The organism is Ignavibacteriota bacterium (assembly GCA_016716225.1).
Lineage (GTDB): Bacteria > Bacteroidota > Ignavibacteria > Ignavibacteriales > Melioribacteraceae.
Window position 1 is genome coordinate 1,131,897 of record JADJWT010000001.1, and the last position, 12,918, is coordinate 1,144,814.

At 32.6% G+C, this 12,918-nt stretch carries 11 protein-coding genes; all 11 read right to left on the minus strand.

Going from position 1 to position 12,918, the window contains the following annotated elements:
- Positions 1-5: 5 nt before the first annotated feature.
- The 11 genes from IPM32_04850 to IPM32_04900 all read right to left on the minus strand — a co-directional run bounded on the left by IPM32_04850 (position 6) and on the right by IPM32_04900 (position 12,812).
- Positions 6-161, minus strand: a complete 156-nt coding sequence (locus tag IPM32_04850; GenBank protein ID MBK8944584.1) for an Arc family DNA binding domain-containing protein — start codon at positions 159-161, stop codon at positions 6-8.
- 64 nt (positions 162-225) lie between these two features.
- The gene (locus IPM32_04855) at positions 226-1,086 is read right to left on the minus strand and encodes an SPFH domain-containing protein (GenBank protein MBK8944585.1); all 861 of its coding nucleotides are present in this window, start codon (positions 1,084-1,086) and stop codon (positions 226-228) included.
- A gap of 216 nt (positions 1,087-1,302) precedes the next feature.
- Positions 1,303-2,610: a metallophosphoesterase family protein gene (locus IPM32_04860; GenBank protein ID MBK8944586.1), complete on the minus strand. Its 1,308-nt coding sequence runs from the start codon at positions 2,608-2,610 to the stop codon at positions 1,303-1,305.
- A gap of 198 nt (positions 2,611-2,808) precedes the next feature.
- Entirely contained in the window at positions 2,809-6,132 is a 3,324-nt protein-coding gene (locus IPM32_04865) for a UTP--glucose-1-phosphate uridylyltransferase (protein ID MBK8944587.1), read from the minus strand.
- A 5-nt stretch (positions 6,133-6,137) separates the two neighbouring features.
- Positions 6,138-7,001, minus strand: a complete 864-nt coding sequence (locus IPM32_04870; protein MBK8944588.1) for a UTP--glucose-1-phosphate uridylyltransferase — start codon at positions 6,999-7,001, stop codon at positions 6,138-6,140.
- A gap of 109 nt (positions 7,002-7,110) precedes the next feature.
- Positions 7,111-7,881: a creatininase family protein gene (locus IPM32_04875; protein ID MBK8944589.1), complete on the minus strand. Its 771-nt coding sequence runs from the start codon at positions 7,879-7,881 to the stop codon at positions 7,111-7,113.
- A 75-nt stretch (positions 7,882-7,956) separates the two neighbouring features.
- Positions 7,957-8,712: a sulfite exporter TauE/SafE family protein gene (locus tag IPM32_04880; GenBank protein ID MBK8944590.1), complete on the minus strand. Its 756-nt coding sequence runs from the start codon at positions 8,710-8,712 to the stop codon at positions 7,957-7,959.
- Positions 8,713-8,798: 86 nt separating this feature from the next.
- Complete coding sequence (locus IPM32_04885; GenBank protein MBK8944591.1) at positions 8,799-9,302, minus strand: PaaI family thioesterase; 504 nt, start codon at positions 9,300-9,302, stop codon at positions 8,799-8,801.
- An 89-nt stretch (positions 9,303-9,391) separates the two neighbouring features.
- Positions 9,392-9,619, minus strand: coding sequence for a ferredoxin (locus IPM32_04890; GenBank protein ID MBK8944592.1), 228 nt, complete (start codon positions 9,617-9,619; stop codon positions 9,392-9,394).
- 130 nt (positions 9,620-9,749) lie between these two features.
- Positions 9,750-10,988 carry a U32 family peptidase gene (locus IPM32_04895; protein MBK8944593.1) on the minus strand — a complete coding sequence of 413 codons (1,239 nt, stop codon included), beginning with the start codon at positions 10,986-10,988 and terminating at the stop codon, positions 9,750-9,752.
- 150 nt (positions 10,989-11,138) lie between these two features.
- Positions 11,139-12,812, minus strand: a complete 1,674-nt coding sequence (locus IPM32_04900) for a thiol-activated cytolysin family protein (GenBank protein ID MBK8944594.1) — start codon at positions 12,810-12,812, stop codon at positions 11,139-11,141.
- Positions 12,813-12,918: the final 106 nt, after the last annotated feature.

Below are 12,918 nucleotides of genomic sequence, written 5' to 3' on the forward strand. Positions count from 1 at the left end.
ACAAACTATTTTTTACTTTCTCCGGTTCTTTTTTTTATGGCTTCGCGCAGAACGTATTCAATCTGAGCATTAAGACTTCTAATTTCATCTTTTGCCCAAATATTTAAATCATTCCAAAGTTTTGGATCAATTCTTAATATTACTGCTTTTTTTTGTGCCATTATAAAATTCGATCAACTTTTTTGTGAATATCTTATTTTTCAGTGTTATCAGTGTTCTATTATTTTAGTACAAAGATCCGGTATTAATTACGGGCTGAGTTGCTCTATCCGAACACAAAACCACCATTAAATTGCTCACCATATTGGCTTTTCTTTCTTCATCCAAATCTATAACATTTTGTTTTTTCAATCTTTCCAAAGCCATTTCAACCATACTTACCGCGCCCTCAACAATTTTTTGTCGTGCCGCAATAATTGCCTCTGCTTGTTGTCTTTGTAACATTGCTTGAGCAATTTCCGGAGAATATGCCAAATGATTAATTCTTGCTTCCAAAACAGTAACGCCGGCGGCACTTACCCTTTCATGGATTTCTTTTTGCAGATGTTCTGATACAATATCGATTGAAGAACGCAAACTAAGTTCATTACCTTCGGAATTATCATAAGGATATGATGTTGCCAAATGTCTTATTGCAGATTCAGATTGAACGTGTACGTAATTTAAATAATCATCAACTTCAAAAACAGCTTCAGCCGTATCGTCAACTTTCCAAACTACGACAGCAGAAATTTCAATAGGATTTCCTTTTTGATCATTCACTTTTAATTTTTCGCTGTCAAAATTTCTTACACGCAAAGAAATTTTCTTTTTGGTATAAAACGGATTTGCCCAGCGGAAACCAACAGTTTTTTCGGTTCCGACATATTTACCAAAGAGAATTAAAACAATAGCTTCGTTTGGTTCAACAGTAAAAAATCCAAAGTAAAGCAAAAAGGAAAGTAGAAAAAGAATAATTCCTAAAGCTAAAACAAATCCGCCGCCATCGGTATGCCAGCGAGATAACATAATAATTCCATAAATAAAAAGTACAATTGAAATAAGCGAAAGGATAATATTTGAGAATAAAATCGTCCAGCCGCTCATTTCAGATTTTGTAATTTCCTTGCTCATTTTTCCTCCAAAGAAAAATAAATGTGATATTAAAGTGATATCATATTGCTATATAATAAAAAACAATAAACAAGTCAATAGAAAAAATATTTTTAAAGGATGTTAATTTCGAAATGTTCTAAAATCAAAGGTGATTTTTGTAAACCACCCTTGAGAATTTTTTTGAATGTTAAAAATGTGGAATTAAAATTAATCTCTAGAATTAAAATCTCTTTCGGGCGGACCGGGATTTTTATCAATTAATAAATTCGGTTTGTTTTTTTGTTTCACCAAATCAAATTCATCATAGACTTTTCCGGTAACGGTAATTGCTTTGTAATTTAATTTATCTCCATCAACGCTTATAACTTGGAATAGTTGAGTATTTTGAGCCGCGCGATCCATCCATCTTTCTTCATTAATTTTGTACATTTTGGGACCGCTAACTGAAACCACATACATTGTTCCACCAGATTCATCTTTAACATTTATACCGCTTAATAAATTTCTTCCGCGTGCGTAAGTATGATCGTGCCCTTGTAAAGCAATATCAACCTTATGCTTATCGAAAATTGGTTTCCATAAATCGCGAAGTTCTTTATTGTCTCTTCCGCTACCGCCGGAATACAATGGATGATGATAAGTAACAACAACCCATTTTTGTGTATTGTTTTGCAAAAGATTATCAAGCCATTTGGTTTGTTCCGCTTGCTTTTCGTTAGAATTTAAACTAATAATTCTCACATTTTGATAATCGACAAAATAATTCGATTCTTCCAATCCGGCAATGCCATTTTCCGGAAGTGTAAATTGCGGCTTCCAAAATTTACTTAAATATCTATTACCCAAATCATCTTTTGAATATTCATGATTTCCTGGAGAAGGAATTGACGGAACCATTGCATGAATCCAATCGCCGGCATCAAACCATTCACGCCATTCACGATCTTCGTTTGCTCTATTTATTAAATCCCCAGCATGAATCATAAACTTTGCTTTTGGCGCTTCAGAATATGCGGATCGAATTGCTCTTGACCATAAAGAAAGAATATTGTTTTGAGCATCACCAAAGTAAATAAAACTAAAGGGTTCATTGCCCGCAGAAGCAGTTCTGAAGTGAAACCATTCGCTCCAATGTTCATTTTTTCCAACGCGGTAAGCATACAAAGTGTTTGGGGTTAAATTAACAAAATTTACCGAGTGATAATATTTCAAACCGGTTTCCGCCGTGAGAGTATCTGTCTTTGCTAAATATTTTATTGCAGATTGAAGAAAATCTGGAGACGCATCAGCTAAGGCAATTTCTGCAAATCCGGAATCTACACTAGAATCTGTTCTCCAGGTTACAGCTTGCGTTGTTGCAGTATTACCCTTCCAAGTTAAAACTATATTTTCCGGAGCTCCGTTATTTGAAAATGAAACCAAAGCATCTGTTCTTGTCGGTTTTTGTGCAAAAACTAATAAGCTTAATGAAATAAAATATATTATTAGAAATTTAGTTTTGGATAAAATGCTCATCGATTGTTCTCGTAAAATTAAGAAGTTTGTGATTGTTGAAAGGAAAATACGAATTTATTTTGTTTTATATATTAAAAAACCATGAAATAATTTTAAAGAAATTATTACAAAAAATTCTTTTCTTAAGAATCATTTAAACTTATTTTCGAAAGTTGAAAAAGCGTTTAAGAAATTTAAATCACAGAATAAAATAAACAACTAACGCCAATCGCAGAGCGAATTTACAAGTTCTGCTGAACCATCTCTAACCCAACCATCCAATTGACCAGGTTCTTTTAGTTGTTGCCCTCTAAACCTATTTACTTTAATATAATTACAACTTACTTCTGGAAGCGCTGTTATATCGCCCCAAATCTTTTCAAATTGTGCAACGGGAAAAATATCTTCTTGTCCCTTTCCCCACCTTTTTTTTACTTCTTTTAGTGTAACATAAGTTGGCATTCTTGAAGCCAAACTTCTAATTGATTTAGCAACTTTTTCACCATCATTCAAATCTTCCCTCGTTAATCCAAAAACCTTTAGAATTTTATTAATATTAATCCAGAAGGTATTTGTATTATAATAAGTTAGATCAAATTCAAGCTCTTCTTTGGGAAAAGCCAAGCCTTCTACTATTCTCAAATGACCATCAACTTTTGCAAGTCCTCCACCACGATCGTTAATATTTCTTGAAATAACTTCAACACTTAGAGCTTTGTTTTTTTCAATATGATAACCTAAAATATATGGATTTATATCTGTCCCAAGAGTATCAATATTATGCATTAAAACATGTTTCAGATTCGGATTTTGGTTTAATAATTTTAACAAAACGCCATTTTTTAGTAAGTTGGGAAATTCATACCAATGCCCCATTGGATGCAAACATTGCAATGGTAAATTATCAGTATAATCACTCGCTTCTCCTTTTGATTCAGCCCAACCAATCAATGAATTGCGAAGACTTTCGATAACTTTTTGTGCTCGTTCATCAAGTATTTGTTGAGGCATTTCTTCCCAAGCAAATCGTAAATCTCGAACAGTTGGGATTAGTCTTAAACCAACACTTTTCCCCGGGGACAAAAGTAGACGACCTTTATAATTATAGTTCTTTTTATACTTTAAGAATTCTTCAATAGGTTTATGAGTCAAGTAACTCGTAGAAATTATATGCGGAATTGATTTATTACTCAACCTGGAAGTTTTCCTACTTTTTGCTAAATGAATTTCTATAAATGTCCTATGGATCCCCTCAAATTTGTAAAAGGGATTAATGCCTTTTACAACACCAGCGCCTTTCGTCCACCTACTTCCAGAACCAGCAGCTAAGGTGAAAACAGCAACCTCATCATTTTTTAATGCGGATAAACCAAGATTATAATATTTATCAATACCTTTTTTAGTTAAGTCAAAAACATCGCTTGAATTAACATCATGAATTTTTGTATTAATTGACAAGCGATTTTGAGCTAGACCGATTCTTCCGTTTTTTAAATTTAATCTAATTTGTTCGTGGGTTTCTTTATCAAACCCGTATAATTTTAGTAGATCATTTAAATTATAGGATAAAGAATTACTTTTTTCATTTGATGGAAGCATTCTATCAAAAAGTAATTGAACAATTTCGGAATATTCTCTGTTTGATTTGCTCGCAGATCCAAGAATTGCCAACTCAGAGCGCTGAAAATCAGTCAAATTGTTTTGTTTTAATAACAACGATGGAACAGTTAGAGCATAATATTTTACAGGTAAAATTGCTCGCGAACCTTTCAAAATTTCTGAAAAGCTTCCCTTTTCATTAATTGAAAAGTCATATACAACCGGATTCATAGCAAACGGAATGGCATGAATCAATTCTTTCATTGTTTGATTCATTATTTCTTGAATACAAATTTTTGCAGCTGACTTTTTTATCGGATTAAAAATAAAACCCATTCCGCCACCAGACATGCCGCCCAGCATCCAAAACCCCCAAAAATCCCTACCAAATCTTTTTTTGACTTTTTTAATAAGCAATTCTGTATAAACATTTGAAGCCCAAGGTATAATTGTTTGAATAGGGCCTTCAAAATTATTTTGCGTAGCTTTTCCAATATCTTTAATATTTCCATTTTTTAGCAAGCCAACAATTTCATCAAATGTTTTAATTGCTTTCTTTCTTCCGAGCCATTCAGACCTTGAACGCAGAAGATATTTTTCTGTAACCATTTCTAAAACGGGTCCAACATCTTGAGCCATTCCACCATGAACCAATACCAAACTATCGTGGAGTTTCTTTTTTAATCCAACCGCTAAATCTTCATTTGAGAGAATAACATGTTTTGGTAAAAGACATCCATTGCTAATTTTAAACTCTGGATCGGTTTCACTTGCAATTACACCAACAATTGTTTTTAATCCGGGCCACAAGCCTCCGGAATCTTGCCAACCACCCCCGGAACCACCAAGCCACTCACCCAATATTGATCGAGCAGCAATTAAACGTCTGTCTTTTTCAGTTAATTCACCTAAAAAGCTTTTTGTTTGACCAGTTGCTCTCATACAAACAGCAATAAGTGATGCCAATAAATTAGTTGAAACAGCAAGTCGTGATCCTTTGGGAATATTGTTAACTTTACTAACTAACTCAATGCCAAAACCGGGCGTAACTAATTTTGAAAGCAATTCTGTTAATGGTTGGTTTGTGCCCTCCATACCAGGAAGAACCAAACCAGAAGCAATAAGCGCAGCTTTCAACAAACCCAAATAGTCTTTGGCAAAATCAAAAACTTCGTTAATATTTGTTAATTCAACGGAGGTGTCCAAATCAATACTAGTAAGTTTTATAATTGGTTTATCAATAATTCTAAAGTATGTTTCAATTGGTGGTTTTGGGAGATCGTGATTGTTTTTTTCTATTACTTTTAAATCAATTGAAATATTTAATACTCTTGCACCTTCGGGAAAATCCATCCCTAAAAAGAAAATGTCACTCCAACCACTGTGCGTAAGATCCATTCGGACTGGGGTCTTTTCTTGTAAAACCGGAAATAATCCAGAAGAAGAATCTTTAATAAGTAATTCGGATTTAACCCTAAGGGGGTAATCAAATGGATGTCCAATTCTAAACATCCATTGGTTTCCACGAATACTTTTAACACTCTTTCGTACTTGATCAGCCAACTTTTGAAATCCAAGTCGATAATAACTTGATGCCAAAGCGCTGGATACACCCTGGTTAATACCGTTACTCTTGTTATAATTTAGAAAAATCTCAATCGCTTCTTCAAACCTCCTCTGCAAAAGACTTGTATATCCTTCAAATGGAATTTTTCCAACATCTGAAATGTTTGGCGAAGTACTTAAATAGAATCTATGTAATGAATAAAGGAAAAAAAGGGCTCTAACTTTTTCATATAAATTGTTTGTTTCTCGCCAAAACTTTTCCAACGAATCACATTCTTGCAATAATTGTTTAACATTTTTATTTGCACAAACAACATCAATAGAAGTATTTCTCACATTATTATTTTTTGATGTTATAATTTGAACAAGACTATTCATTGATTTTACCTATTGTTATTTTCACCCAATTTTTGCATAGCAAGTATTTCTAATAGATTTGATAGAACAACGTCTCGATCAACACCATTTAAAGCTAGCGCCAATTGGGCTGTTAGATAACCATATTTTTCACCAAGGTTATAACGCCATCCATTATCTTCAATGGCTAAATATTGTTCATGTTTACACAGCTCATTCAAAGCATCAGAAAGAGTAACAGAAGTTAAGTTTTTTGATTTATTCAATAAATTCTCTAAAATAGAAAATACAGTTGAAGTTAAAACATGTGTACCAAAAAAACAAAGATAATTACTTGCTCTTAAACCGGGAACAATGAGGTCCTGTTCGGCTTCGGTGGGAGTAGGTTTTTCAATTACTTTTTCAATTTTGTATAATCCTTGTTTTCCTTGAATTCTCTTTCCACCAATTGCCCCGAAATATGGAAGCAAGGACTCATTTGTAGGCTGAACAGCGGAAACGGAACATTTTTCGGATTTCGCTATTCTAACAACCTTTGCAGCGCACCCTTCATTAACCCGACTGATATTTAGGTGGTCACCCACAAGATGTAAAAAAGGAGTGTTGCCGATAAAATCTTTTGCACAATAAATTGCATGACCATAACCAAGAGGTTCTTTTTGTTTTACGAATTCCAGCTTGTTTGAAAAATTTCCAGCAACCGAAGAATAAGCTTTTTCATCACCAGGTCTAACAACAATACCAATTTCCTCTATACCTGCCTTAAGTATGTCTTCAATAAAAATATTTAATATTGATTTTTCATTCCCATCTCTGTCAATCAGTTTTTGGAGGGGTAAATTTTGACGATCCTTTCCGGCTGAAGTTATTAAAGCTTTTTTAATATTCATGTTGAATCCTTGTGATTAAAATTTGTTCACAATAACAAAAAATAATAAGCCAAATGTATTCCGTTAAATTAAAAAAAACATAAATAAATTATTCAAGTTTATAAGTAAATTACTTTTCGTAGATATTTTCAATGTCCGTTTCGGAAAGCTCAAAGAGTGTTTGAGAAATTTTTGTGATAATATCGTTCAAATATTTTTCACCCTTTTTAGCTAAAGCTTTTCTGGGATTTCCAATTCCAGTATCATGTGTAGCTTTGTGCCAAAGCCGAGGAGCCCAAGCCCAGCCTTCATTAAAACCGGTAATTGTAAATTTATTTAACCTTCCTTCACCGGCATCGTTAAGCGGCAAAACCAAATCTGGTTTAATTGCGAGCATATTGCTTGTTTCCATTTCATCTGCATGTTCGCCAGCTTCTTCAAAATAATTTGAGTGTTTTAATATTTGGAACCAATTAATTTGCCCAATAAAAATATCTGGAAAAATATTCTGCAGCTCTCTAATTGCTGGCTTAAAATCATTTCCGCCGTGTCCATTTAGAATAATCAATTTTTGAATCTTTTGCTTTGAAAGTGAATCAACAACATCATTTAAAATAGAAAACTGAGTTGAAGGATTAATATTTATTGTTAATTTAATTTTTAACTGCGCAACATTTACACCGAACGGAATTGTTGGAAGCACAAAAATTTTTGCACCTTTTTCACAAGCAATTTTTGCAGATTCAATTGCAATGTATTCACTTTGATATGAATCTGTTGAATAAGGAAGATGATAATTGTGGGCTTCGGTTGCACCCCATGGTAAAACGGCAACATTGTAATCCGATTCTTTTACAGTTTTCCAATTTAATTCAGATAAAACATACGGTCTGATTGACATTTTTCCTCTTAAATTCTTGTTGAAATAAATTTTGCTATCGTAAAAAAGAATGAAAAATTTAATGAATCAAACAAATTATAATAAAAAGATTGCAGATAAACTTGTACTTATCAAAATAAAATATCTGTAAATTTTTTCTGGAAAAAGCTTAACTAATTTTATTCCTATTAAAACACCAATAAGCATTGTGGGAATTCCAAAAAAATCAATTGACAATGTATTAAGCGTAATTGTTTTCCAACTAAATATATGAAAGGGTAATTTAATAACATTAATAATGAGAAAAAACCAAGCGGATCTACCGATATAATTATTTTTTGGTAGGCACATCGAAAGTAAATAAAGCGACATAATTGGTCCCGCAGCATTTCCAATCATTGATGCAAAACCTCCCGTTAATCCCAATAAACCGGCAAACCACCAATTATCAAGCATTTTATTTTGATTACGTTTAAAATCTTGCCATAACATTATTAAAATTGCCGCCAATATTACAATTGCCAAAGTATTTTTGAATTGTAAATCGTTAATTTGATTTCCAAACATTGTTGCAATTATAACACCGATCAGGGCCCAAGGAATCGACAAAAAAATATATCGCCAATTTGCATGGCGATGATAATAATAAACAGCGAATAAATCTGCAAAAATTAACATCGGTAAAACAATTCCAACAGAAAGTTTACCTCCGAAAATATGAGCCATAATTGGTACAATCATTAAACCGGCTCCGGAAAGCCCAGTTTTAGCCATACCTATTAATATTCCACAAAGTATAAACAGAGACCAAAGATATGGAGTATTTATATATTCCAATATATTTTCAAACATATTTTAATTAAGATTTGTTAGAAAGATTGAGATTAATTTTTCGGGAAAATTCTTGTTTTAAGAAAATATTAGAAATTGGCAACAAGTTATATTTCTATTTCTTTTGGATCGTTTTCATTTTCCACATTAAACCATTGATCGGCGGTAAAATCAACATCGGTAATTTTATCAACATGCATTTTGAAATATTTTCCTTCTGCAACAACAGCTATATCACCATTAGGTAAAACAATTCTACCCACGCCTTCAAAAGTTCTGGATGTTTCATTTGTAATTTTGCAGATAACTTTTAGCTCTTCATCATACGGAACGGGTTTTTTAAATTTTACATTAAGCTCCAAAGTTACACCCCACATATTTTCATCTTTCATAAGAATTGCGCGACCGATAGCTTCATCTAAAATTGTTGAAGCAATTCCGCCGTGAAGTCTTCCGGGATAACTTTGATGTAATTCGCAAGGTGTAAAAGTGGCAACAAGTTCGTTGTTTTCCATTTCATAAAATGATGCTTTTAATCCAATGTGATTTTCCATTCCACAAACAAAACACATTTTAGAATTATTTTGTTTGTTAACAACTTTTTGTTTCATATAATATTTAATTATTCTCTTATAGGAGGAATTTCAACAAATGAAAATTTAAACTCCCAATAAAATTTTATTGATGAATCTGTAATTAATTATTTAATTGTAAATTTAATAATTTTTGCTGGACAATTTTTTGATGCGGCTTCTAAAGTTTGTAATTCATCATTTCCGACTTGTATAGTAAAAATTCCTTTCTTTTCTTTACTGCCAATTAAATTACATTTTCCGTCTTTCTTTGAAACTCTCCACCTCTCCGGATTTGCTTCTACACAAGCATTGCAACCAATGCATTTATTTCTGAAATATGAAATGGATATCATAATTTTTTTTTCTTAATCTTTTTCTTAATCATAATCTTACTCTTTTTTAAATTTTCTTTCAACACAATCTAGATTAAGAGTATGATTAAGATTATGAAACGCTAATTGAGGGTTTCATAAACGTAAAAAATTAACTTTCTACAACTTTATATAACTTATCGGATGGTCTAATTAATTCATCAATTTTTATTGAGAAGTTTTCGCCTTGTTTTACTTCATCAACAATTTTATCATCAACACGAATTTCATTAACTGAAGTTTCAATTACTCCTGTTGTTGGTCCAGTAATTAAAATACTATCACCTTTTTTCAAAGAATGAGCTTCAAGCAAAAACTCAGCAACATTAATTTTTGAAAAATATTTTATTCCTTTTGCAAGATATATTTTCTTTGTCGTAGCTTTGGAACCGTAAGCATCGCTCCACTCTCCCATTTTTCTTCCAAGATAATAACCATCCCAAAATCCGCGATTGTAAACTGTTGCTAATCTATTTTTCCAATCTTCAATTTTTTCTTTTGTGTAAGTTCCGTTTAATATTGAATCAACAGCTTCTCGGTAACATTTTACAGTTGTATAAACATAATCCGCAGCTCTTCCACGACCTTCAATTTTTAAAACTTTTACTCCGGCATTTAAAACTTTATCAAGAAAATCAATTGTTGCCAAATCTTTTGCGCTCATAATATATTCGTTATCAATATCGAGTTCAATACCTTCTTCTTTATCAATAACCGTATATTCTCTTCTGCAATTTTGAATGCAAGCACCGCGGTTTGCCGATGAATTGTGTGAGTGAAGACTTAAATAACATTTTCCGGAAATGGCCATACAAAGCGCACCGTGTGCAAAAACTTCTACTTCAATTAAACCACCGGAGGGACCAACAATATTCTTTCGTTCAATTTCATTTGTTATATATGCAACTTGCTGTAAGCTTAATTCACGAGCCATTACAATAACATCTGCATAATCTGCATAGAATTCCACCGTTTCAATATTACTTACATTTGATTGAGTAGAAATATGAACCGGATAATTTATTTTTTTTGCATAACTCATTGCAGCATGATCTGAAACAATTACAGCATCAATTCCATTTTGCTTTGCGGAATCCATTATACTTTTCATTAAAGTAATATCATGATCATACAAAGTTGTGTTAAGAGTAATGTATGATTTGATTTTATTTTCTTTACATATTTCTGCAACTTTTGCTAAATCTTCAACTGTAAAATTTATGGAAGAACGAGCGCGCATATTTAATTGTTCAACACCAAAATAAATTGAGTTGCATCCCGCTTTAATTGCTGCGCTTAGGGCTTCCCAAGAACCAACCGGAGCCATAACTTCTATACTATTTTGTAACATTTAACTTCTTTCTAAATTTAATTAATTCAATGTTTTCACTTTTGTGAGTGTAAAGATAAAAAATTGTAAGGTTTATAAGAAGAGTTAATCATTTAGCGGAAGTTAAAAGAACCCCGAAAATACTTAAACTTCCGGGGTTCTTTAAGACAATTAATAAATTGAAATATTATAGGTTAGTTTGACTTGGCAATTATCGCTGCCCAAAGTAATTATTTGTGTAGCTCCCGAAGGTAATGCTGCTCCAGTGCCGGCAACTCCCCAACCTCCGGATGAATTAAATTCATATGTAATAGCTCCCTCTCTTGCATTCATTCTATCATCTGAATAAACAACACCGAAAATACTTTTATCGGTTTCCGTGCACACAAATTTAACCGTAAACTTCTGTCCCAACGATTTCTCCATTTTTATCTGATAAGTTTTGTTTATCGGATTTGATTGCTCGCCACTTGTAAGTGATTTAGAATAATGGTGCAAATTTCCACCGCCTCTATTTTGAATATAAACATCAAAATTAAATTCTCCATCACCTTCAATTCCGTCACAATCTGAAATAGGAGTAAAATTACTCAAGAAAATATCAATTGTATTATATTTTTGTGTAGTCACGCATTCATTTGCGGTATATTCAGTTGTGTATCCCAATTTTGCCAAGGAATTATCTTTTAAATAAAACACAGAATAAGCTATTGGCACGCCGGGATTGCTTCTTCTGTAAGTCGCATTTTCACCGGAAATTATATCTCTAACTTTATCCAAAATTGAGGTTGCAGAATTTGAATTTGCTGAACTTATTGGTTCAGTAGCAACAGCAGCATTTCCGCCAATTGTTACCAAATCGATTGAAGATTCTTTTAAAATTTCTTCGTAAGTTGATTTCAAACTTCCATCAACAGAATATCCGGCGGCATACTCAAAAGCAGCTTCTATATCTGCTGATTTATAACTGATTTTCGATTCCATTCTAAACATAATTATTCTTCCATAAGTTACAGATTTTATATATGCCGGAGCCGCGGCATTATTAATTATACTTTGTACTTTGCTCAAAGAAGCTTCTTCACCAAAAACTTTTTCCGGAGAAGTTGGAGTATCAAAAATTACATCAAAAAAAGCTTGTTTAAAAACTGCCATTACAACCTTTTTGGTGTCATCACTAAAATAATTAAACTGTGAACTAACATTTCCGGAAGCCCACTCTGCGTTTAATCCAACATCCAAAGAAAGTTGTTTTGAGCTATATGAAGTGCTTAAACTAAATGATGAATTTGCTGCATTTGAATATCCATCTTCGTAAGCGTTGGCGTTCCACCATTCTAAAGATGAATCAATTGCGGCTTGAACATTGGAAGCCGCAGGATTTTTTACAGTACGAATTCCATTTTCACCTATTCCCGGCAAATTGACGCTTATTGTAATTGGCGCTCTTTCAATTCCAATTGATTCGGGAATTCCATCCATTAAAGATTGATTTCCCTTAACCAATGCGCCTGGCCAAACTATTCCAGTTGTTGGTCTTAAAATTGCGACCTGATCAAAATTTTTCTTCAAATTATAAGTTGTTGTTCTGCAAACGGTTACTGTGTTACCATCGTTAATAGTCTCTGAAGTATCTTGCAAAACTTCTTTTAGGGATTCCTCACCCCCGGTATCTTGATAATTTAACATTTCCTCGGGATTATAATTTAATTTAGAAATGTATTCTTGAATATCTGCGGCATTTTTTTTCGTATCTACTTCATTGGGACCATCCTCGGTACAAGACGCAATAAAAAAAGATATTAAGACAATAAAAGAAAATAATTTTGTTATTTGGTTTTTCATTTTTTCCCCATTTAATTGATTTAATAATTTTTTATATTTGATAAAAAGACATTTCGTCAAATTTTTTAATCACATACCTTACACGCAAGAAAAATGTTATTAAGTG